Source organism: Anaerocolumna sp. MB42-C2, assembly GCF_030913705.1.
In the GTDB taxonomy this organism is placed as follows: domain Bacteria; phylum Bacillota; class Clostridia; order Lachnospirales; family Lachnospiraceae; genus Anaerocolumna.
The window spans coordinates 3495004-3518490 of record NZ_CP133190.1 but is presented as its reverse complement, the minus strand read 5'-3'; the positions used below and the strand labels follow the sequence as shown (position 1 = coordinate 3518490).

Sequence of the window (23487 nt, the reverse complement as noted above, 5' to 3'; positions counted from 1 at the left end):
AAAATTCTACAATTTTTGTTTCATTTATAATCTCTTATTAAGTATTTTAAAAGTGTTTACTGTCGTTTCTTGTAAATGAGATTTTATTGTATAATGCACCATATTCTGCTACTATTAGCTCAGGAGGTGAACAAAATGTTTACGAAGGAAGAACAACAAAAGCTAACAGAATTAGTAAATTCTAACAATGATTTTGCTTATTATTTTAACAAAGTTACAAATGAAAGTAAGCTTCTTACCTCACAAATCTCACATGAGATACGTAACCCCCTAACCCTAATTAAAAGTACTGCACAATTAATTGAAACCGCAAATCCTGAAGTTAAGGGTTTTAAATACTGGAATCAATTAAAGGAAGATATTGACGGATTAGAAACTTTATTAATAGAGGTTAGCAAATTCAATCACAGTGAGGCTGTTAACAAACAAAAGCAAAATTTCCTTCTTTTACTCAAATCGATAGTAAGCACCTTTCGACCCCTAGCCGAGCAAAACGGTATTGAATTGTCATTAACGATAGCAGAAGCTGATATCCCCTACTATATCAGCTATCCCTTAGACTCAGTTAAAATTAGCCAAGTCTTTACGAATTTAATTCGTAACGCTTTTGAAGCATCGGAAAGCGGCTGCTATATTAACATAGTTTGCAAAGTATTTGCACCATCACTTCTGACAATTGAAGTCCAAAATAACGGTAAAATGATACCCCCTGATGAATTGCCCACTATTTTCAGACCTTTTGTAACCTATAAGTCTGGTGGTTCCGGTCTTGGACTAGCGATTTCTTCCAATATCATAGCAGCTCATAACGGCACGATCGAAGTGACCTCTTCTGAGGAAAAAACAAGCTTTATTATCCAATTGCCCCTATTTGAATAACAACTGTTTAAACAATATGGGAACTCCCCCCATACTGCTTATTCTGATGTTCAGGACATAATCTCACTTTACATAATTTTGATCCCAAATACCTGTTAATTTCAAAGGATTAGCTTAATAGCTAATCCTTTGAAATTTGCGACTATTTAAGCCTGCTTACAAAGTTAGTATATATCAATATTTATAAAATATTAAATTGAAATACCTGATCAAAAGTTCGTAGTGTTTTAAAATTACCTTTTGCCGTAAGATCACCCGACATAAAAGCTCTCTGCATCGTCATGCGGCCGCTAATTATTTTATTAATAATATCATATGTCGTTTTAGCATTAACATCGACGTCTTCTTTTTCCCCATAAAAGCAATTCAATTTTATTCCGTCAACTTCTATAACCAATGTCTTATCCGTATCCGTTATTGTAATAGCATAAATGGCTTTAAATTCTTTCAGAGGATGGAAATTCTCTTTCAGGTTTCGAATAAACTCCTGATGATTATCATTTACCTGACTGCCAAGCATTCCCTTAAATATTTGGGCTAATTCCTCAATATCCTCTTTTTGTTTTTTGACATAGGTATCATCCGATACATACATGGACAATTGTTCGCTTTCCTGAGGCGTTAAATCAATGGATGCAGATCTTAAAACATTGTTTCGAATAATTGAATTACTTACCGGGAGCATCTTGGTTTTCTGATTAATTATCTTATAGAATGACTCTGCCTGCTTCTCAATAATCTGCCCATATGCAGCATTCGTTTCAAAATCTACATGATCCTCTACATAAGCATGCAGACCATTGCAGGCAATTCCCCCAAGCATTTCCCAGGCTTTAATTAAATATAATTCAGCTTCCCTTTCACCGTAAGAATTTGCCATAACCACAGGAAGCATGTATAATTTACTGATATGTTCCTTATCTGCATAAAGCCAGCAGGCATCCAAAAATTGCTGCATATACCCGCCAATACCCATCCACTCCACTGTTGTAGCCAGTATAACACCATCAGCTTCTTTTAAGGTCTTAGGCAAAACAGCTATTGCATTTTTTTCTTCGTATAGGTTATACCTGACAACATTAACACGAATTTCATTTAATACCTCGGTTAATTTATTAATAACGTATATAGTCGGGTCCTCTATCAGTCCCCTTCCGCCATAATATATATTTACATTCATGCTTTAACCCCTTTCCGGTTTCTTTTTCTTTTGTTTACGATACAAGATAGCTGCAAGTATAATACCAGCCAGCAGTCCCCCGATATGAGCAGCATTATCCACTCCCTGACTTGTCAGTCCGCCATATAAACTGAATATTACGAATAGTATAATCTGCCTGGTACTAATATCCTCCAGCCGGCCTTTATTTACAGTAACTATATATGCCATAGCGCCTACCACTCCGAATATTGAACCGGAAGCACCAATAGAAATGGTATTTAAATTATTTACCATATTATAACTCATGGATGCAATCCCTGCAATAATTCCTGAACCAAAATAGATTAATAAGTATTTCCACTTACCGGAGGCCCTTTCCACATTATCACCAATAATAAGCAGCACAATCATATTATTAGTTAAATGTTCCATACCCCCATGCAAAAACATATAAGTAAATAAACGGTAATATTCCTCCTGATATTTTATTGCAGGCCAATATAATGCCCCTGCATCTACAATACCATTATTTATAAAGGGGGTATAACCTTTTTCCAGGATAAAAAACACAAGTATATTTAGAAATACCAGAAAGGTATTACACTTTGCAAAATATTTTGTCCAAAAAGATCCGCTTACTGTATTTTTCTTGTATTCATCAGGAGTATTAAGAAATGGTTCTGTAAAGGCAGCCCCCATTCCGGAGATTTGCAGACTTAATAGAATATCCTCTAAGTCACTACGAATACCCATAAAATCCGGATTCTGATCCTCATAAATAATTAATCTGACATTTGAGGTATCAATAATCCATACATTCTTTCCGCTTAATGTAAAGTTACGCGCGGCTTCCACGTTGTCGGTACAGATTATAACCTGAATGTAGATAGCGGTAAATCCTCTTTCCGAATAATTTTTATATAGCTGTGTTTGAATATTTTTAAACTGGTCATAAGTAAATTCAGTACCTGATTGGAAGTCAAATATTACAAATAAATTAATTGACTGGTCATAGGCATGATAAAAAAGATAAATGCCGTTGACATTTACCTCCACCTTCTGAAATCCTTTATCAACTAGTTTGTCTCTGATTTTCTCAATGATCATACAAATATATTCCTTTAAATAATAGATGCCCTATCGAATATGTTATCTGGATTGGTGTTCAATCTTCTGATTAAAGGCGGTGCCCGTAAATATTATAAGTTTATAGATAGGACTCTACTATATATTCTGGCTAATTTATTCCGTCCATTCAAAAGAACGTTGTACTGCCCTCTTCCATCCGTGTATTAGTTGGTCTCTCTGCTCTTTAATCATATCCGGTGTAAAGGTTTTGGATAAAGCCCAGTTCTCTTTAATTTCGCCTTTATCTTTCCAGTAACCCGTAGCCAGGCCTGCCAGATATGCTGCTCCCAATGCCGTGGTTTCAATACAGGAAGGTCTATGTACAACCACATCCAGTATGTCTGCCTGAAACTGCAAAAGAAAATTATTGGAAGAGGCACCTCCATCTACTTTTAAAGTTTTTAAAGTATTTCCTGCATCCTGTTCCATAGCTTTTAGTACATCATAAGTCTGATAAGCTATAGACTCTAACGTTGCACGAACTAAATGTTCTTTATTAAAACCTCTCGTTATGCCCACTATGGTACCTCTTGCATACTGATCCCAATAGGGTGCGCCAAGTCCCGAGAAAGCAGGAACCACATAAACACCACTGCTGTCTTTTACTGAGGCAGCCAATTCTTCCGATTGAGCTGCTGTTTTTATGATACCCAGCTCATCACGAAGCCATTGAATCGCTGCTCCTGCAACGAATACACTGCCCTCTAAGGCGTACTGCGCCTTATCCTTTTCACTTGCCGCTATGGTGGTTAATAAACCATTTTGGGATAAAATCGCTTCCTCTCCGGTATTCATAAGTAAAAAGCAACCTGTTCCATAGGTATTCTTAACTTCTCCCTGCTCGAAACAGCATTGGCCAAATAAAGCTGCCTGTTGATCACCTGCTACCCCTGCGATAGGTATCGTGCCGCCTAATAGTCCTGAATCCGTATGTCCGTAAATATAACTGGAGGGTTTTACTTCCGGAAGCATGGACCTTGGAATATTTAATTTATTTAGAATTTCTTCATCCCATTGCAATTTATGAATATCAAACAACATCGTTCTGGAAGCATTGGTATAGTCAGTGACATACACTCTTCCTTTTGTAAGATTCCATATTAACCAGGTATCAACCGTACCAAATAATAGATTACCTGCCTCAGCTTCTTTTCTTGCACCCTCTACATGATCTAATATCCATTTAATTTTCGTACCGGAAAAGTATGCATCTGGAATTAAACCGGTTTTGTTGCGAATAACCTTATCAAACCCGGATTTTTTTATTTCCTGAATCATATCCGAGGTTCTTCTGCACTGCCACACAATAGCATTGTAAACAGGCTCACCGGTATATTTATTCCATACAATCGTTGTTTCCCTTTGATTTGTAATTCCGATCGAAACAATTTCCTCCGCATTTGCTCCGACTTTAGCCATGGCCTCTGCTGCTACACTAATCTGCGATGACCAAATCTCCATAGGATTATGTTCCACCCAACCGGCAACCGGATAGATCTGTTCAAATTCCTTCTGCGCAATACTAAGAATTTGCCCCCTTTTATCAAATAGTATACATCTGGAACTGGTGGTTCCCTGGTCCAACGCCATTACATATTTTTTCACGTAAATTCCCTCCATAATTAATGTTTTTATACCTAAAAAACAATGGAATAAACGATTCCTTATGCTAGATTATACTATTCTTTCGCTTTTAATACAAGGGAACTTCCAATTATAAAAAGCTATTTGCTCTATAAAATAATATTACTAAAGCAAAATCCCAGTCATACATTAAGGTACATAAACTCTTACCTATCAGTATAACCGGGATTTTAAAAAGATACTGGTAAATGCAACTATAAAAATTTAATTTTAAGTTAATTGCTCCCCATAGTTCCTTTAATGGTTGTATAAGAATAAGGTATAATAGTCGATAAATCATCTGATGAGTACACCGGTCCGCCTTTACTTATAGCTTTTTGCCATAACTGATTTGCCCTTTCATTATCTCGTTCTATTTGGGTTTTTATATCATCTTGATTATCGGTACTATACTCTTGGGCACATGCTATTGATTTAATTGAAAGTGAAAAAATAAGACATAAAGCAAATGTTATTACTATTTTAATTTTATTTTTCATATAACCAACTCCTATCATATTTAAATATACTCTTTTATTCATTTTATTTAGTTGTAATAATATAACCTGCACATATTAAAACTATTGTATTAATTGTTATAACTGTAGATACTATAATATCTTCCTTGCTAATAAAAGAGCGAATCATTACTGGAAATAAAAGTCTTATATAGCTCATTAATACTGCAAAAATTATACCAATAGGATAAGAAAAAAAGCTAAGGATTACACATTTTATTATTTTTTTCTTCATATGTTACTCCTTGATTTTAAAAAATAAAATATATATACGGAAACATATTCAGTTTTTTAACAAACAACTAGCTGAAAAGTACGATTAGTTATTTGTTTATATCACCTTCCATCCATTAGATAATATTAATCAAAAGAAAATATTAAATTTCTATAAATTACCAATATATATTGTTATAATATACTAAAACCGCCTAAATTGTCAATAATATACAATAATATATCGAAAATCTATTTAAATAATACCATATTCATTATTTCTACAAGAGAAGTACAATTTAACTTGTAATTAAACTCCCTCCCTACACTTTACTACTGACTGACCATACATATTTTAATTGTGATAACATGATTTCATCTTTATCTGTAATCAGATAAGGTCTATTTTCCGTTAATTTGATTCCATTTAAAAAGGTTCCGTTGGTTGAATTTAAATCGGTAAGGTATACTCCCTTTTCCTCTCTTGTAAACCTCACATGACGGCGGCTTACCGATATATTTTCTACAGTAAAATCTATTCCTGTTTTTTGCTTACCAATTACAAACGGGAAACGATCCACAATTATCTTTTTATCATCCGAATCATTCAAAGGAATCAGAAAATAACTAATAGCTGGAATAATCTTTGACAGTATTACAGTTTTGTCCTGCTCAGAATTATCCTGTTCACTCCATAAAACCTGGGTCTCACCATGTATCATATCAACTTTAGTATTCTTCTTTGGTATTATTACTTCATCACATGACTCGGTTTGAAAGGATGGATCAGATTGAAAGAATGTATCCCGTTGATAGTATGAGCATGACTGTTGAGGAATTATATCTGGTTGACAATATGAATTCAGTTGATTAATTGTATCTGACTGATGAATCTCCATGCTTTGCTGGTTTTCGTACGGCTCCCTGTATTCCACTTCCGTTTTTATCCGGGTGAGTTTATTGTTTTTATCAAATAATTTCATAAATATAAACACTTCAATAGAACTTATAATAATTATACAGCAGATGAGTTTTAACATATCAATGTGTGTACCAAAGGAATTATGCAATAATTTTAACTGTAACGCAAATATAAAAGTTAAAACCCCAACGAAAACAGAGACAGATGCCAGTGTATATATTTTCCACCCAAAATAACAGATCTCCCTGTCTACTTCTATTTCTTCCTGTGTTCCAGCCGTATTCTGAACTTTATCTTTATTCTTATTGCTGTTATCAATCCATGACCTTAAACAGTTCTTTAATGAACTCATTATATTTTGTGTTTTATTATGCTTACTATTAATATTACGGTGTTTTATATTTTGAGCTACCATATTATTATAAACCGGTATTTTATTAATCGGATTATGAGCTTTTTTATCAATATAATCTTTTTTATCTAAACAATCTTTTTGTAGCTACGTCCAGTTTCTTAGAATAACTGCTCATTATAGCTTCATTTTGCGCCCGGTACTTTCTTATCTCACGTATCTTTTTAGCCTGCCACTGCTCCCACTTAAAGCCCTCATCCTCTTCCCAGTCAAGATGTTTCCCAAGGTTACGGCGCATGGATTTAATAAGCTCAATTTCTATCTCTTGGAATATGGATCCAACGTCATAATCATTCATCCATATCACCATCCGAATTATTATCATCCTGATTTATCAATGGTTCAGTAGTACTAAAGCTATTCTCTGCTTTAATCCTTGCTACTTCATCATCCTTTTCTTTATCAGTCATGGTATCACCATATAACTCATCTACGCATTTTTCAGTTGACATGATTCCGTAAGTTTTAGCCTTACCAACTACCTCAACAGTGGTATCAAATCCAGGAGCAGCATACTCACCAAATTTTACAGATGCTTCATATTCACCCGGAGCTTTACCCTGCATAGTATCATAAACCATCATTGCTATGCCTACTAATTCTGGTATAGTCTTATTTAAGGCATTTATTATCTGTCCTCTGGTATATAAAGTAACCTTTTCTTTTTCTCTTTGGCTCTCTGCATTATCTGTCTTTTTTAGATCAATACCAAGCGTAGCAGGACTAATAATACCCTGTAGGACAAGGTCAAGCCATCCTGCATAAGAGCTGACATAAGCTTCAAAGGCAATATCCGGTTGAGATACATCAATCTTAGATTTATCATCTTCAGCCATGCTTGAGCCTACTTTTATAAATTGATTATCGAAAGGGTTAGATTCCATTAATTCACCGGTGTTTGGATTTCTTGGGATTAAATCTTCTGGAATATATCTTTTTACCCTACCGGACCGGACCGCATCCAACCATTGACTGATTACCTCGTCCAGTGCGTCTATATCATCTGTCTTAGAATCAAATAAGGCCTTTCCTCTACCTTTCCATTTTGTAGAGGAAAAAATCTTTAATGGCACACCCATTATGAAATCGCCAGCAAAGGTTACATCGATTAAATTAGCGGTCTCTTCCAAGGTATTCAGTGGGACCTCTTTGCCATCCTCACTAAATAACTTATATTTTACATATCCTTTTCCATAAGTCTCTTGTAGTCTATAATCCTTATTCCCTTTCGTGTATGTAGTGTAAAATAATATTTCTTGGATACGTCCTCGTTTTGTATTAAAGTCGACTGAATCCGCTTCATAAAACTCAATAACCGGGTATTTGCTTACTTCATCAACCGATATTTTAAAAGCTCCATCACCGGAAGATAATGCTCCTTGTATCGCCTGACCGAGAATGTCCTCAAAATCGTTATCTTTTGCTATCTCGTCCCATAGATCCTTGATAGGGGTCTTTGTATCCTCGTCACCTTTCTTTTTCTCGCCAAAATCAATACTATCCAGATCAGCCACAACAATATCCTTTAGCCGGTCAATAACGATCTGTACTATACCACTATGTATTTTTCTTACCCTAGTCTGCGGTACAGATGCCCAGAACCTAGCTTTTGATACTTCATCATAAGCAGCCTGTTTAAAGAATTGTTCTATCTCAGACGGATCACCACGATACCAGATCTGATTTTTAAGGACATTCCCCTGAAAACTCAACGGCTCTATGATGGTTATCTTACGGTCCTGGGCAGGTGTTATCTTAAGTAATTTCATTACCATGTTCTTAAACCATCCCATTACTTCCTACCCACTTTCTCTATGGTGTTGCAGATTGCACAGATGCATATACAGACTGTAAAGCAAATAATAACTAAGTGTAATGTACTCATAATATCAACCTCCTATTTTTATCATCGTTTCCGCAATCCCTGTCGTAGCATCCGGAGCATCATCGTGTTTGTTTTCGCCGTCACGCTGATATTTATTCATAGCAGCATAATACTCCGGCCACTTATCTCTCCAGTTAACCGGATAATAGATATGTTCCATAACCCAGCTGGAATTAGAAAGTATCCTTGCTTTCTTATTCTTTGATTGATGAAACCAGGTAACTACTGTATATAGACTTTTAAATACCTCTCTTAATATCCGCTTTACGCTCCGGGCAAATCCAGAACCACCGTTATTACTCTCTATTCTGGCTTTATTGACCTTATATTCTGCATGTCTTCTTGCGGTCTCTTTTTCAGTAATTTCCATGCCGTCTCTGGTATAATACACATCTAGTACATAAGCCTCTTTCATGTATTCACCCCATATAATAGAGCACAACCAATCGTCACCCTCATCAGCTGTATCTGTATATGAATAAATACCAGTAAATAGGCTATTACCTTTTTCATCAACCGGAAGCTTAGCATAGGTCTTAAAGCTACTATACAGCTTACCTTTTAGGTCGATAGGTTCCTGCTGATAGTTTGCACTGGCTATATCCTCACCCATAGCTTTTATCTTGCCCAAATAAGACTTATAGGAAAGCACCTCCGGACAAAGCATCTGTTTCTTTTCTTTGTCAACTAAGGCTTTCATACAGATATGCCTTATCTTAACTCCTTGCTGCGTATAATGTTCCAAAGCTCTACCGGCCAGATCATCACTGGCCCACCTGGTCATAATAATAATTATCTTCCCGCCCTCTTCTAAACGGGATAACATTGTATTCGTGAACCATTCCCAGTGCTTTTCTTTTACAGCCTCGTTATTCGCTTCCTCCGCATTCTTGATAAGGTCATCTATGATCATTAAGGAACAGCCAAATCCAGTCGCGGTACCGGTCGGAGAAGTAGCGAGATAATTGTTATATCCACCCTCAAGGCTCCACAGGTTCATAGCTCCGTCACCACGCTTAATAGATACCCCTGGGAACACATCCGAAAATACTGGTTTATATTGATCTGCTTTCTGTTCCATAATGCTGTTACGGACATTCTTAGAAAACATAGTGGAAAGTGTCTCGTTGTAGGATCCCGTCATGATCTTCTGTGTCTGGTCTCTACCAAGCACCCACTCAACCAGATTACCAGCTGTACGAGACTTGCCGTGCCGGGGCGGTTCATTTACTATCATGACCTCTTCATCCGATTCAAGGAACTCCTGGAATTCATTACACAGGGATACAAGGTATTGTCTATCGGATTTATAGAAGTCTGGAGCTTTTAATTGGCAATAAAAAAAGAACTCACGTTTCGCAAGTTCCACTTTAGCACCAAGCTTTATCAGTTCTTTATCCATCTCTTATCAGCTTCTTTAATTCATCTGTTGATAAATTTTCATAAGGGTTATTAATATTACCGGTAACCTCAACCTTATCTTTGAACATACCTAAATGACGACCAAGAAGTTCCAAGGCTTTCACCTTGTCACAGGTACTAATCTCTATTCCGTTTTTACCCTGCTTAATACCGGATATGGCTTTTTGCTTATCTTCCGGAAGCTTATCAGTAGGAGTTATCCTTACAACATCCTCAGTTCTTATCTTGCCAGTATCCGGATCCATAACATAACGACCATGCAGTATAATTGGTTCCTCAACAACCTGGGCAAAGTCTGAACCTTTAGCAAAGGCAATGGCTGCAAGCTCATTTAAAACCTTATCTTGGGTTACCTCGGTCCGCTTTTCCCGGTCTTTCATCCTCTGATCGATATATTCTGCAACCTTAACATTTCTTAACATTCTTGCACCAGCTGCAGCCGCTGATTCATCATTCTTGCAGTTCTTATAGACAGCCTTATAAGCCCTGGTGGCATTAAGGTCTATCAAATATTCATCTGCAAATAACTTCTGTTTATCTGTTAATGCCATCAGGTTCACCTCGCTTCAGTTTAGTAATATATTGCCATTTTTTTTGCTTTATGGTACAATGTTTATCGCTACTGACATACATAGTTTTAATTAAGGATAGCAATATCCTCTAATCAGTAGCAATGATAGTACACCATATGTAGCTTCACCTTTAAAATATTTGGCATTCTATTTATGATGTAAGCCCAAATACTAAAGAAAGGAGGAAGTTACATGATGGATACCATCATTTTAAAAGACTTAAGTTTATTACTTTTGGGAGTGTACGGAGTTTATATTTTTAAAATACTTCGTAGGTTCATACTCAAGCATGAGTCAATGTTTAATTTTATCTGTTTTATTTTATTTTTTATACTTATTATTACAATATGTAATACTCAGAAGTAGTAACTTAACAGGGAAAGAGCCATTGTGTAAATGACTCTTTTTTTGTGTGAAAAAAGCACCCAAGAGGATGCTTATAATCTCATATCTTTTTTCTAAAGCTTGCTTCCCAACCATGTAATTCTGCTATATGGCTCATTTCATCTTTTCTGCTTTGAGGTATCACATAATTATATTTTGCGATTTGAACATAACAACTATCATCATAATAATTGATTGTTACATCTTCAACCACAAATTCACCTGGCTCTTTCCAAATCGGATCTTCAATATAATCCCCTTTGTGCGGAATAGCCAAACTGTTATAAGTTTTACTCCACCAATGAGGGAACCTATCATTTTGAATATCTACAGGCTGATGCAAATATATCTTCATTTTATAATCCTCCTTTTTTCCAATTATATACCTATTTCCAATATTTTTCAATGCAAAAAGACACCCAGCCGGACATGCCGGACGCTGAATGTCTTTTTATGGGAGTATAATAATTAGGGGCTCTCCATCATGGAGAAAACAGCCACCGACCGATGAAAGCCAGTAGCCGTATAGTTTATTAATTTCCATAAACCATTGTTATATATCTAATATTTTAAAAGCTGCTATTTCAAGCATTACTAATTCAATTGAACTTGCTTGCCCATTTAAATCTCTTGTTAAATTTCTTAATTCAAAGGAAGTGCCCCTGCCATCAAAGCCAATACCCCTAATCAATGTAGTCCCTGACACAGTAGCTGTATTGTCGATATTATATGCTGATGCATAAAAACGCATACCAGGTCTTCCACCATGAGATTCATAAATAATAAGAGGAATTGTTGTTGGTGCAGCAACTGGTATTCTTGCAGTCACATTATATGATATACAGTATATTCCAGGTTCAAATTGCAGATAATCAGGGTTAATTCTATAACCGTTATTGTTATTATTAGGTATGTCTAACAAACTTCCTGTTAATGGAAGAAATTGATCTGGACCAACCATTCTTCTATCGTAATTGCTGATACGTAACATAACATTATCTCTATAATAGCTTGGATTGTTCCAATAATTATAATAATTATCCATTATATCCTCTCCTTTGATATTTTGTGACAATATATGATATGTTTGAATAATAATTATGTTACATTATGTAATATCTATGCTTTTTTATGAATAGAACATCTTTTAAGTTAACTTGCAATTATACGCAAAACAGCCACCAGGCTTTTGACACCTGGCAGCCGCAGGAGGTTGAAAACTTTTCAAACTTTCCACCTTAATAATACCACAGGTTAAAATATCATGTAAATTCCGTTTTTATTTCATGGTAATTTCAGATAAAGTCTATGCCCTCTACACCAAATAGCTGTATACTGATTTCTTTTGTAATTTCATTAATCCATCTGCTTATTGATGGTTTGCTTGACATATATTCTTTTGCCGCATCATCATAAGTCATACCATCCATCATACAACTAACGAACGCATTGTACTTTTCTGGAACCCCTTTTCGTTTACATTCCTCCTGGACTAGATCAAGGGCCTTATCAATATGTGCTATAACAATAAGACTTTTTAATTTACTTCGCCTTATACTATCAATATACAACTCGTCCGAATCATCCATGATAATATAATCCTGTTCAAGCTGCTTTATATCAGATACAGCTTCTTCTATGCTGGTCTGTATTTTATGATAATTCTTAAGCAGAAGCTTTGTATTATGTAATGCTTTTCTCTTACGCTCCGCTTTCTGCTCTTTACTATATTCCTTAATGGCTGACTTTACAGCCTTTTCAATTAATTCATCTGCTGTTTGTTGATTCAATCAAACACGCCCCTTTCAATCCTGCGTAAAGCATGAAGAAACTGCAAAAACCTTTTTCGTTTACATGCTCACATTCACTACATTTTCTAACTCTTGACGGATCAGGCCGTCGCAAAATATATTCCTTATTCTTTTCTGTCAATAATTCTTCTCCTTTCCAGCAATTAACTGTTGTATTTAAGAACACATGTTCGTATAATATATAATAATCTAACTTGTGAGGTAATTACTATGCCATTCTTCGAACCTGATCGTAGTCCGCAATTTAAAATTGATTATAATAGCCGTCAGCCTATTTCCGTTATAGCTGCCTTTAATCCTATGGGTGATTTTAAGCCTGTTTGTTTTGGTATTAAGTATTTATACGATAATGTTTGTAAAGTCCAAATTACAGGGGTTAAATACAGCAAGGATGTAAGAAACGGTAAGTCCTTTTGTTGTACTTATTTATCCGGCAATCAGCAGAAAGAATGTATATTGACCTATTACATATCAGATCACAGGTGGGTATTAGGCTCCTGAAAATGTTCACAGTAACTTAACATTACTATCAAACCCTGTACACATATGAACGATATACTAAGTTCATAAGATAACAACAAGGTTCCCCACCTTGCTAACATAAATCTCTTTTTCATAAACCGGCCAGTAGGATAACCTGCTGGCCCCTCCTCTTTTACAGGATAGATTAAATTTTGAAATCCTCCGCAGTTTCTATAACATCTAATTCCAGGAGATCATCTTCCTGATCTAACCACATAGACTTTAGTAAGCTAAGCCTTTCCAATACAACGTCCAAGCTTTCAATTTTATTGAATACCATTAGTACATCTTTACCGGCAATTCTAAATTCTGGATTCTGGCCCGTATATTCTCCAATCTGGTGACCATCAGAGTTATTTTCAAATACCAGCATGCCTGTTTTTTCATTATCGATTTTATTCAGTACAGGAGTCATCATAATATCACCTGTTCCGAATGTTAATTTTGATTTTCCCTCTATCATACCTTAATCCTTTCTCAGGACCGTCCGGATCCTGTCCTCCAATTTTTCCAGTTCATATCCGTTTAACTCTTCTGGAAGAGTACAGTTAACCACTATCCGGCAACCGAACCGGGTCTTAATAGCCTGTACCCTCCCGGGTTTTACCTTTATAGTACGTCCTAATCCTTTTAGCTTCATACTGACCTCCTCAATAATTCATCCAAAGATATTCCGTTCTTGGAAGTGACCTCTCTGCTCTGGCTGGTATCGATTCTTTCCGCCATCCTGAAAGATATGTATTATAAATCTCATTGTCATATCCAGATAACATCACCGGTCCGGTATGCTGCAGGAGCGCCTCCAGCATTTCAATATGTTCTGCATCAGTACCCATTTCATGCTTATACATTTTCCTGGACCGAGTAGAAAATAGATAAGGCGGGTCGTTATATATTAAAACATTACTGTGATTAAATGATTTAATAAGTTCTACTGCCGGCCTGTGCTCTATCTGGACCATCTTAAGCCGCTGTGCTACCGCCGTGATTACTTCCGGCAGGTCATTCCAGTACCGAACCGCATAGGCTGCTTCTCTTGCGTATACATCTCTTTTCCAACCTGTTTTCTCACAATGCCGGAACCCATACCCCATTCCAGACCGAATTAGAAAGTTTTTTGCTCTCTCCACCGGATCTAGTTCGTCGGAGTTATCCGGAAAGGAATTGTCATAAGCAGCTCTTGCGTATGGTGTGTAAACAACCTGACCGATTAACTCTTCTCTGGTGCTGTCGTCCTGAATAACTACAAAGAGATTTATCACATCGTCATCCAGGTCATTGATTGTCTCTATCCTGGACGGTTCTTTATTTAACAAAATTGCCCCACCACCGAAATACGGTTCCAGATAACTGTGATGTTTTGGCATCTGGCTTATGATCTAGGGAGCTATCCGCTGCTTACTCCCTGGGTATCTCAAAAGTGTTCTCATATGACACCTACTTTCTAATTTTGGGTACAAAAAAACTACCAACTGATATTGATAGTTGGTAGTTTACAATCATTACATAGAGGCCATACTTTTTACGTATTCTCTTGTTCCTTTTATTATAACTTCTTGAGCTTCACTTAAATAGTTTAATGCTTTTTTTACTATTTCATTATGATTCTCGTCTTTTAGTAAATAAATATTATACATGTCTTTATCTAAGTTCATTTTGAAAATATTTTCTCGTATCTTTTTGATTGAATTTATATATTCTCTACATAAAATATAATATTCCTTCAACAAGTCATAAATTCTTTCATCAATAAATAGAGCACGCCTTAAGAGATTGTAATTATAATCATCTAATGCGTTAATTGCATTTTTGTATAAAATTATATCTTGATCAGGCTGTACACACTTAAGATATTCTATAGATTTTTGTTTAACATCTTCTAATTTTGGAGCTAATTCTTGAAATAAAACATTATATTCTGTATCAAATATTTTTTTATTTTTATATGTAATTTGTTCACTAAGGGATTTATATCTTTCTATTTCCAATTCTAATGATTTTTTATAAAATTCAATTTGCTTGTCATATTCAGTAGTTTTTTTCCTCATAAATAAATCAGCCCATACTTTAGCAATAAAAGTAGATAATGCGATTATTATAGCACCTGCACCACCGACTGAAGCAACAACTTTCAATATGAAACTTAATATAATATCCATAGTGTGTCCCCTTTATTTTTATGTACTAATTATATTCGATATAGCTACAACTATCAATATTCAGTTGTCAATGTACACTAATTTATTACATAATTTTCATCAATTAAAATTCAAATGCAAATCTCATTTTCTCTTGTTTTAACCGGCTGATTTCTTCTTGATCTGTATCCTGGGTTTCAAGTTCAATCCGTCTTAAGACTGCATTAAGTTTTTTCTCATCGTCTTCCCACGCATAGGCATATCCATCCGGGGCAAATATTGACCTCTTGACATAAAGTAAATTACATCTGTCTATCACCGTCTGATAACTCATGTAATTATTCCTAGCGCATTCCCTTGCACTGGAATAGCACTCAACGATTTCACCCTCCGAATTAATCTTTACAACCGGCTGACGTCTACTGGATGCACCAGTCATTTTCCCAAGCTGCTTTCGGCCTATGTACTCTAAATTGCTTGCCCAATTATCAGTTAAGCAACCGTTTTTATGATATGGAACCTGTCCAGGTTTAGGCTTGCCAATAAAATGTATTGCTACAATCTGTGAAACTAAAATCATATGATCCTTACCTTGGTTATCTGTAAGATGCACATATAATTTATTTCCTTTTCCGGATTTCTTGAAAGGTGTCATCAACTTTGATTTGCCATTCAGATATATGCGCCTTATCTGCCCTGTGAAACTGACCTGGTACTTTCCGTTATATCCTTGTATATCTTTCCAGATATCAACCTCAGCTTCGTTCATTGGTCAACCTCCCTAATAAGCCAATCCTTGATACAGATAAGGCAGCCTTTCTCAATTCCATCATGTCTGCAGCCAACCAGTTCCCCCGCCTCATCGTATTTCATATTGCAAGCCTCATCGAAAGAATCTGTTTGATAAATTGCATCTGCCAGTCTATCAATATCTGTTGCATATTTCTCTGCATTCGTCATGATCTTACGCCCCTTTCTTTTGGATCTCTTTTAAATGTTCAACCATTGCTGATTTGTTTGTACTGGATTCCGTAAATGTCGGCATTCCTGGTATCCATTGGTTTTTTGCACCTAACAAAAAGTATTCTTCGTGTCCATACTTAATATCTGCTGTTCGCTCGTAACCTTTGTATGCGTGCTGTAAGCTGACTCGGATTACAAAACTTGTACCATCCTCGAAATCATATCGATAATACCGCTCTCCTGTGAGCTCCTGATCAATCCATATTGGCCAAGAAGTATAATTATCAATAAAATCCTTTCGTTGGTCATTATTCTTAAGAATAGGCAGCTCTGGCTGTACTGATTTAGATTCCGCTTCGATAACCGGCTCCTGTAACTTATCAAATAATGCAGTAGCCGCATCCAGACGCATCTTTGTTTTGTGCCGAATAGAATCTATACAGTTATCCTTACGCAGAATATCCAAATTTTTAGTATGATTTGTAATTTCCCACTGCACTTCTGAAATACTGTATCTCTCAGGATCAGAATTATCTTTTTCAGTATGTATTACATCAGCTTCCACAATTTCAGATTTTTCTGATTCATCAGCAATCCAGCACATATGCTCTCCTCTTTCCGGATGACATTCCATAATACCGGCATCTGAATTACCATTGAGTTTACAACCCTCACATTCCTCACTAATGGATTCGGTCTGATCAATAACGGTTTTTGGAATATCGTTCATAATTTCAGCTGTTTCGGTAACAGATTCCGGGGTATCGTTCATGGTTTCCTTATCCTCATCCTCTTCCGGCTTCTCCGGTGGACGTGAGGCCAATCTAACCTTATGCCAATCATACTCATGTTTAAACCGCTCAATGCTGGTTCGAAATATTGGGTTTCCGTTTTCATTCTCAATTGTTATGTACCCATCATTTTTGATATTATAAGCCCAGTAATCTATCCCAAAGGCAGAACAGCAATCACCATTTATACCTTCTATTTCAGTACAGTTTTTAATCATTTCCGCTATAAGGGATACTATAATCTCACTCCGGGTAGCTCCGTATGGCTCGCCGTTTAGTTTATAAGTGGTGATTACCGATTTCATCTCCTTGCCAATCTCGGATAACTTCAGCTTAATTTCATCAAGGCATTTCTGAGACATAGACCGTATCGTAATTACTTCATCTTCCGTCATGCCACAAAGTTGTTCAATAGTATCAATACTGGCACGCTTCAAACAATTATATGTTCGAACAGAAAAATCTAAATCATCAATGCTTTTCTCCCGTTTCGGTATCCTTTCGTCCTGCCAACCACATTCTCCATTACAACTTCCATGTTCAGGACATTCAGCACAACATTCTGCACCGGTATCACAAACGGCTACACAATTGGAGTTACCATCATATTTACAGGTCTTTGATAATGGTTCAATCAGCTTTTCCTCCGACTCAGTTTTATGCGACGTCGCATAAGATTTTTTAATATCTTTTATCTGTGCAACCGTTGTAGTTAATGTTATCTGTTCCATCTGATTATCTGTTAGAGTCAACATTTCTGACAACTTAGAAATGCTAAAACCTTTGTATTCCTCTTGAATCATAGGTGAATTACCATCTTTACTGAATCGGTCATTAATTGACATATACCGGCTAGCCCATGATTGACTGATACCAAATTCAGCTTGCGCAAACTCCCATATGTCTTGGTACCCGTCCTGCTCGTAAAGATTCCGATCACGAACATTTTTTCAGATAATACCCTATCGCTAAAAAGGACCTGGACGCCGTATTTATATTATCCTTGATTATATTCTTAATACTTTCCAGTGAACTGTTTTCATACCACTTTACTTCATCCACACCACTTTTCTCCTTTCAATTAGGTTTTATAAGTCTTACTCCAACAATGTTTATGTATAAATATTTCATGCTTACTCTTGGTCTTAGAATACTCAAAATCCATTTTATTGGCTTCGTCTTCAGAAATATATTGATCACATATAACGCACTGCTTACCAATAGCTTTTTTAATCAATTCAGGGGTATAACTCAAAATTTTATTCGGCATCGTCGATCCTCCGCTTAAAATCATCTTTTATTATTTCACTGAGTTTCATAAGTATAGTTTCGCAAAGTCCATATTCGTCATTGTATTTGTTTTTTAATTCCTTTGCTTCTTCCCACATCTTGAGAATATCCTCTTCGTTGCTTGCATTCTCCCATTTCCGGTAAAAGACATTATAGGTATCATTAAAAATATCTTTTACCTGGGACCGGGTAATTGTTTTTTCATCCTTAGACGATAAGTTCCTAATTTTATTAATAAAACCTATCCATTTATCAACTTCTTCCTTTGTATTCATAACAGGCCAATGTCCAGGAACTACTTTTATTCTGCTATCATCATATTTATCCCAGAAATAATCCTCTATTTCTGGTCCTATATTATAAGTCATATATCCTCCTTATCAAAATACCTTTCAGTAACCGGAGTAACCGCACGGTAACCGTTGTAACGGTTACCGCTAAAGCCTTGATTTTACTAACAAAACTGGCACGGTAACCGAAGTAACCGTTAATTTTTACGCGCGTATAGAAAATTATTTTTTATATTTATTATGTATATAGATTGATATTTTTCACGGTTACTACGGTGAAACGGTTACCGCAGGCTTCAAAACCTTGATTTTACTGACTTTTCAGGGTAACCGTTTTTTTAGTATGCTACGGTTACCTTTTTATAAAAACGGTACTTCCTGCGGATCCGCCGATTCAAATTCCGGACTGTCTTCCTTCATGGAGATACACCATGTTTTCATACCGTTTATGCTTACACTTTTAAAAGCACGATCGGCTGCTGTCTCGGTATATCCTTTCTGTTTCAACCAACTGGATAAGGCTTTCGAATCATAACCTCCATCATTACATATCTTTTCAAATATACTTTTCATAACGTTGATTTTTCCTCCGGACACGCTTCCCCAACACTCACCAACAGGTGAATTACCTTTAATCACGAACTTATAGTGATTGGACGCTACAATGTCCCTAAAGTACTCATATGCACGTAAATTTGTATCAATAGATTCTTTCGTACTGAGATACTTTCCTATGTCTTCAGGCTTTAAAGCACGATCATCACAGAATATCCATTTTGTGGCCAGGGCATCTGCAGTTAATATGGCTGCTGCAGCCATTGATTGTTTCTCTGTAGCACCTGAGCCGAGCGAATGATAAAACTCTTTATAAAGTCGCTCTACCTCCTCTTGCGCCCCTTCGTTTCTTAATAACATGATAAAAATTTTTCCGGCATGTCCATAATTTTTTCTTACAACATCTGCTGTGGCCGGTGCATCCTTGAATAGCTTATCCTTGCATTCAATTTCTATAACTCGGTTGACCGCACCGCCTCCGGAAGAACTGTTTGTTATGGGTCCTTCACCGGATGTCAGTACACAGTTTTTCCATGTCGGTGTCTTTTGAATCCCACCGGTCTTCTTACCCCTGATACGCCCAATTCCCTCACAGAGCATATAAACGATAGTCTCAAACGTTTTCTTGTCCTTTACCAGCTGAAATTCATCAAGTACAAGCGGCATACTATTTACAAATCCGGCTAGTAATTCCGTTCCTACCGGCGTACCGTTAAAGGTCTGGATATATGCATCCTCGCCTGGATCAGCCCATATTGATGTCGCTAACATTTGCGATACCGTTTTTCCTGCTTCCGATCCACCCCAAAAATGAACAATGAAATTCAGCTTACCAAGCTTTTTAATCAACACACTAGCAAAACCTGCAGCCAACATTATTCTCGCAGGGGACTCCGTCTTTCTCACATCTTTAGCCTCCTTGAGCCACGCATCAAAGTTTCCACTGATTTTAATGGATCCGTATATCTTTTCAAAGTCATTATCCCCATCAAAAACCAGATCTTCTACATAGGGGCTGAATTCACCCCTGTTTGTCCATCCAAGCCGTCCGACTGAGTTATGATGAGGAAGAATATTATAATTGAGGTTTTCGATGTCATGCAGGTACCGTACAAGGTTTCTGGAATTTTCCGATGTCACGGCTATCCCGTTTATAGATAATTCCAGTATGCTCCTATTGTCAGCAATCATTCTCCGATCGTATATCTCGTTTTTCCATCCCTCTCCTCTGTTGAAAGCGATTCTGATTTTCTCAATCCCAGTGTCGATATTTGTAAGGCGTTCCACCGGCATGATCGGATGAACACAAGCGATATCCTCTCCATTACGTTCATTTCTACGGGTAACACCATAATCATCCGCCAGCCATTCTCCGGTTTTTAATTCAATCTCTTGTCCCTCAAATTGTGTCACATTATCAATGATTACACCTTTACCGGCCTGTTCCTCTGCATATGACTTGAGCATACGACCAAAATCTTTAAACCCAACGCTGGCGGCGTTATCTTTCAATATGGTGAACATCTGATTATATTTAAAGCGGTTGTTCCTAAGTTCGAACAATGCTTTGTACGGCTCTTCTGTGTTGAATTCAGCTTTTGAGTATTGCCTAACTGATGTCTCTTCCATACTTTTTAACTACCTCCTTGCGTTCTTCATATGTTCCATGCTCTAATATTTCAAGATCAATCGTATACTTAAGCACCTCTTTCCGACAAAGTTCCTCTTCATCTGAAAACGGTTTAAACTTAGCTGCCAGCGTTTTATACATCAGAATGGCTCTTTTTAGGTAAACTTTTGTCTCGGATTGATAATTTTTCTTTGCAGTTTTAAATGGATCATATTTTTTCTTGGGTTCCTTATGTTGCTTTTGAATTGCAATCCTTTGACGAAAGCTTGCCATACATTACTCACCACCTAAAAGCTCAATAATCTTCTTTCCTGCATCACCCCGACTACAGAACATGAATTCAACTCCATATTTGTCCTGCATGGTTTTCATGGATTTAGCCAATGTTGCTCCGCTGTTAGGGGGCCTCATACCTGCAGTAGAAATACCCTTACGCTGCATCGATTTAACTTTACGCTCCCATGCATCTATTCTTGGATTTCTCCACATTGCTACGTCCTCAATACTTTTTATGCCCCATCCATGCTCAACAAGTACAATGAGTTTTATACCGTTATCTCGGGCTAAAATACATTCATTTCTAAAACGCTCATGTTCCGTTTCTCCGTTTTTCTTTTTCTTACCACCACCGCATATATTACCTACGCATTCCTGCAGGTCTTTCTTACTGTCTATAACCACTGATAAATTCAGTATATTTGCATAATCACCAACAGGAAGTTTACTTCGAAGGATATTAACACCTAAACTTCTCAGCTGGTTATTCTCAATTTTATGTTTATCGATTTGTTGTCTTGTATCTTCTATAATTGTCAATTATGTATTTCTCCTTTCTCCAGAGCGGTATGCCCATCGCTCTGGATTTGGATAAGGAAGTCTATGTAATATGGTTACACTGTGATATGTTATACATTGCATAGACAAGAAATGAATGAGTTTCTAGTTTTACATGTTCTCGCATGATCTTTAATGAAATGGTAAACGATCAAGATCTATCGTTACGCCTTTATTGGCTACATACACTTTGGTACCGGCTCCGGCAACAATATTGTTAATTTCCTCTGAAAACAGTCTCTCATCCGAATTACTATCAGATAAATGCATCAACGTCACTGTATAAAGGTCTGAAGTAGTATTTGCTCTTACAAAGTCCTTGCAAGTTTCAAGTTCCATATGTGATTGCAATACCCGGTCACGCAAAGCGTTAACTGTTTCACCTTGATGGTTTCGATTATCAATAATCTTCTGGCTATAATTGCACTCGATCATAATATGGTTCACATTTGAAAAGTGATATTTCACATAATAAGTATCCGTTGCAAATACCAGACGTCCCATGTCTTGATGCATGATATAAAAACCATAACACTCAACATCGTGCTCTAATTTAAAAGGACGAATCAGGAAGTTGCCAAACTCTAAATTCGGAGTCATAATTTCATAGGCTTTAAAAATCGGTATTCCTGCCTTGGGATATTCATCACAATATTTCGCATGATCTCCGTGACTGTGGCTGATAACAACCCCAACGATTTTTGTTATGTTGAAATCCAGAGCCTTTTTTACTTCCTTGAACGGAATCCCTGCCTCCAGTACCAGGCATTCCTCCTTATTTTCTAAAAGATAACAGTTTCCGGAAGAACTACTGCCTAAACACTTAAGTTGCATCTTTTCCCTCCGGTTTCAGCCATTCAGGTTCCGTAAATTCCTCAGTATTTGCATTTGTTTTTATTTCATGAGCTACAATATCCTCAATAGGAACTTCCTTATTATCAACGTATTGCGGATTACCCTGCTCGTCTATAACGGACATGTCTCTGGTATAAGCATCTTCCATTTCGATACTCATGATTCCCCATTTACTGATCAGTTGACGGATCATGGTCTTTTCGGCCATTTCGTCAAACGACTTATACCAGAAAGAAGAATACTTCCACAGCTCTTCTTTGGGTATTTCACCTTTTTGCAGCTTTCGATAAGCTTCCAGATTAAAAGCCTGGGAATATGTATCTGCGTGCTTTTCCATCTTGGCCCTAGACCAGTATAATTGCTTCTTAAAACCATTCAGGAGCTCAAAGTAAGCCAGGTACCCGACAATAGGTAAGTTTTCCTTGACTTCGTCATCTTCGATAAATTCAAACTTGTATTTACCGCTAAACCGATCCCTGCCCAAATATTCACCCTCATGGATATAGATGCAGTCAATGTCAAGATATTGACCGGTTCTCATGGCAAGTTGCTTATACCCTTTAGCTCCAAGTTGAAACTGAGCTTCCACGGAAATTACATGACCCTGCCGATCCTTTTTCTTATAAGGAACCATATAATATTGTCCGAGTTGAGGACTCGGGGAAAGGTTTAATGCCTCTCCCAAAAG

30 protein-coding genes are annotated in these 23487 nt (G+C 36.7%); 2 read left to right on the top strand and 28 right to left on the bottom strand.

Annotated elements, in window-relative coordinates; translation table 11 throughout:
* Positions 1-135 precede the first annotated feature (135 nt).
* On the top strand, positions 136-879 hold the full coding sequence (locus RBU59_RS15590) for a sensor histidine kinase (RefSeq protein ID WP_308143435.1): 744 nt from the start codon (positions 136-138) through the stop codon (positions 877-879).
* Between the two features lie 181 nt (positions 880-1060).
* On the opposite strand, the gene RBU59_RS15585 is transcribed toward RBU59_RS15590, so the two are convergent.
* The 13 genes from RBU59_RS15585 to RBU59_RS15525 all read right to left on the bottom strand — a co-directional run bounded on the left by RBU59_RS15585 (position 1061) and on the right by RBU59_RS15525 (position 12910).
* Positions 1061-2059: an SCP2 sterol-binding domain-containing protein gene (locus tag RBU59_RS15585; protein ID WP_308143434.1), complete on the bottom strand. Its 999-nt coding sequence runs from the start codon at positions 2057-2059 to the stop codon at positions 1061-1063.
* A 3-nt stretch (positions 2060-2062) separates the two neighbouring features.
* Positions 2063-3148: a rhomboid family intramembrane serine protease gene (locus RBU59_RS15580; RefSeq protein WP_308143433.1), complete on the bottom strand. Its 1086-nt coding sequence runs from the start codon at positions 3146-3148 to the stop codon at positions 2063-2065.
* 135 nt (positions 3149-3283) lie between these two features.
* Positions 3284-4774, bottom strand: coding sequence for a glycerol kinase GlpK (gene glpK, locus RBU59_RS15575; RefSeq protein ID WP_308143432.1), 1491 nt, complete (start codon positions 4772-4774; stop codon positions 3284-3286).
* A gap of 254 nt (positions 4775-5028) precedes the next feature.
* A complete protein-coding gene (locus RBU59_RS15570; protein ID WP_308143431.1) occupies positions 5029-5292 on the bottom strand; it encodes a hypothetical protein in 264 nt (87 codons plus the stop codon).
* Positions 5293-5335: 43 nt separating this feature from the next.
* A complete protein-coding gene (locus RBU59_RS15565) occupies positions 5336-5545 on the bottom strand; it encodes a hypothetical protein (RefSeq protein WP_308143430.1) in 210 nt (69 codons plus the stop codon).
* Between the two features lie 301 nt (positions 5546-5846).
* Positions 5847-6860, bottom strand: coding sequence for an FHA domain-containing protein (locus RBU59_RS15560; protein ID WP_308143429.1), 1014 nt, complete (start codon positions 6858-6860; stop codon positions 5847-5849).
* Between the two features lie 61 nt (positions 6861-6921).
* Positions 6922-7155, bottom strand: a complete 234-nt coding sequence (locus tag RBU59_RS15555) for a phage minor capsid protein (RefSeq protein WP_308143428.1) — start codon at positions 7153-7155, stop codon at positions 6922-6924.
* Entirely contained in the window at positions 7148-8650 is a 1503-nt protein-coding gene (locus RBU59_RS15550; RefSeq protein ID WP_308143427.1) for a capsid protein, read from the bottom strand. Before RBU59_RS15550 ends, RBU59_RS15555 begins: the two co-directional genes overlap by 8 nt.
* A gap of 96 nt (positions 8651-8746) precedes the next feature.
* Positions 8747-10144, bottom strand: a complete 1398-nt coding sequence (gene terL, locus RBU59_RS15545) for a phage terminase large subunit (protein WP_308143426.1) — start codon at positions 10142-10144, stop codon at positions 8747-8749.
* On the bottom strand, positions 10137-10715 hold the full coding sequence (locus RBU59_RS15540; RefSeq protein ID WP_308143425.1) for a terminase small subunit: 579 nt from the start codon (positions 10713-10715) through the stop codon (positions 10137-10139). Before RBU59_RS15540 ends, terL begins: the two co-directional genes overlap by 8 nt.
* Positions 10716-11181: 466 nt before the next feature.
* Positions 11182-11475, bottom strand: coding sequence for a hypothetical protein (locus RBU59_RS15535; RefSeq protein ID WP_308143424.1), 294 nt, complete (start codon positions 11473-11475; stop codon positions 11182-11184).
* A gap of 198 nt (positions 11476-11673) precedes the next feature.
* Positions 11674-12165: a hypothetical protein gene (locus RBU59_RS15530; RefSeq protein WP_308143423.1), complete on the bottom strand. Its 492-nt coding sequence runs from the start codon at positions 12163-12165 to the stop codon at positions 11674-11676.
* A 250-nt stretch (positions 12166-12415) separates the two neighbouring features.
* Positions 12416-12910, bottom strand: coding sequence for a hypothetical protein (locus tag RBU59_RS15525; RefSeq protein WP_308143422.1), 495 nt, complete (start codon positions 12908-12910; stop codon positions 12416-12418).
* A 231-nt stretch (positions 12911-13141) separates the two neighbouring features.
* On the opposite strand from RBU59_RS15525, the gene RBU59_RS15520 reads away from it, so the two are divergent.
* Positions 13142-13432 carry a hypothetical protein gene (locus RBU59_RS15520; RefSeq protein ID WP_308143421.1) on the top strand — a complete coding sequence of 97 codons (291 nt, stop codon included), beginning with the start codon at positions 13142-13144 and terminating at the stop codon, positions 13430-13432.
* Between the two features lie 166 nt (positions 13433-13598).
* On the opposite strand, the gene RBU59_RS15515 is transcribed toward RBU59_RS15520, so the two are convergent.
* From RBU59_RS15515 to RBU59_RS15445, 15 genes are all read right to left on the bottom strand, one after another.
* Positions 13599-13916 carry a hypothetical protein gene (locus tag RBU59_RS15515; RefSeq protein ID WP_308143420.1) on the bottom strand — a complete coding sequence of 106 codons (318 nt, stop codon included), beginning with the start codon at positions 13914-13916 and terminating at the stop codon, positions 13599-13601.
* A gap of 3 nt (positions 13917-13919) precedes the next feature.
* The gene (locus RBU59_RS15510; protein WP_308143419.1) at positions 13920-14093 is read right to left on the bottom strand and encodes a hypothetical protein; all 174 of its coding nucleotides are present in this window, start codon (positions 14091-14093) and stop codon (positions 13920-13922) included.
* A gap of 10 nt (positions 14094-14103) precedes the next feature.
* Entirely contained in the window at positions 14104-14820 is a 717-nt protein-coding gene (locus RBU59_RS15505) for a DNA adenine methylase (RefSeq protein WP_308143418.1), read from the bottom strand.
* A gap of 135 nt (positions 14821-14955) precedes the next feature.
* Entirely contained in the window at positions 14956-15612 is a 657-nt protein-coding gene (locus RBU59_RS15500; RefSeq protein WP_308143417.1) for a hypothetical protein, read from the bottom strand.
* Between the two features lie 103 nt (positions 15613-15715).
* Positions 15716-16360, bottom strand: coding sequence for an NUMOD4 domain-containing protein (locus RBU59_RS15495; RefSeq protein WP_308143416.1), 645 nt, complete (start codon positions 16358-16360; stop codon positions 15716-15718).
* A complete protein-coding gene (locus RBU59_RS15490) occupies positions 16357-16551 on the bottom strand; it encodes a hypothetical protein (protein ID WP_308143415.1) in 195 nt (64 codons plus the stop codon). Before RBU59_RS15490 ends, RBU59_RS15495 begins: the two co-directional genes overlap by 4 nt.
* 4 nt (positions 16552-16555) lie before the next feature.
* Complete coding sequence (locus tag RBU59_RS15485) at positions 16556-18190, bottom strand: DNA-directed RNA polymerase subunit alpha C-terminal domain-containing protein (RefSeq protein WP_308143414.1); 1635 nt, start codon at positions 18188-18190, stop codon at positions 16556-16558.
* Between the two features lie 91 nt (positions 18191-18281).
* Positions 18282-18407 (bottom strand): hypothetical protein, encoded by a 126-nt coding sequence (locus tag RBU59_RS15480; protein WP_308143413.1) that lies wholly within the window; start codon positions 18405-18407, stop codon positions 18282-18284.
* A 19-nt stretch (positions 18408-18426) separates the two neighbouring features.
* A complete protein-coding gene (locus tag RBU59_RS15475; protein ID WP_308143412.1) occupies positions 18427-18615 on the bottom strand; it encodes a hypothetical protein in 189 nt (62 codons plus the stop codon).
* Entirely contained in the window at positions 18605-19003 is a 399-nt protein-coding gene (locus tag RBU59_RS15470; protein ID WP_308143411.1) for a hypothetical protein, read from the bottom strand. Before RBU59_RS15470 ends, RBU59_RS15475 begins: the two co-directional genes overlap by 11 nt.
* A gap of 282 nt (positions 19004-19285) precedes the next feature.
* A complete protein-coding gene (locus RBU59_RS15465) occupies positions 19286-21109 on the bottom strand; it encodes a DUF927 domain-containing protein (protein WP_308143410.1) in 1824 nt (607 codons plus the stop codon).
* Positions 21090-21383, bottom strand: a complete 294-nt coding sequence (locus tag RBU59_RS15460) for a hypothetical protein (protein ID WP_308143409.1) — start codon at positions 21381-21383, stop codon at positions 21090-21092. Before RBU59_RS15460 ends, RBU59_RS15465 begins: the two co-directional genes overlap by 20 nt.
* Before the next feature lie 3 nt (positions 21384-21386).
* Positions 21387-21926, bottom strand: a complete 540-nt coding sequence (locus RBU59_RS15455) for an ERCC4 domain-containing protein (RefSeq protein WP_308143408.1) — start codon at positions 21924-21926, stop codon at positions 21387-21389.
* A 150-nt stretch (positions 21927-22076) separates the two neighbouring features.
* Positions 22077-22778, bottom strand: coding sequence for an MBL fold metallo-hydrolase (locus RBU59_RS15450; RefSeq protein ID WP_308143407.1), 702 nt, complete (start codon positions 22776-22778; stop codon positions 22077-22079).
* The gene (locus RBU59_RS15445) at positions 22768-23484 is read right to left on the bottom strand and encodes a recombinase RecT (RefSeq protein WP_308143406.1); all 717 of its coding nucleotides are present in this window, start codon (positions 23482-23484) and stop codon (positions 22768-22770) included. Before RBU59_RS15445 ends, RBU59_RS15450 begins: the two co-directional genes overlap by 11 nt.
* Positions 23485-23487: the final 3 nt, after the last annotated feature.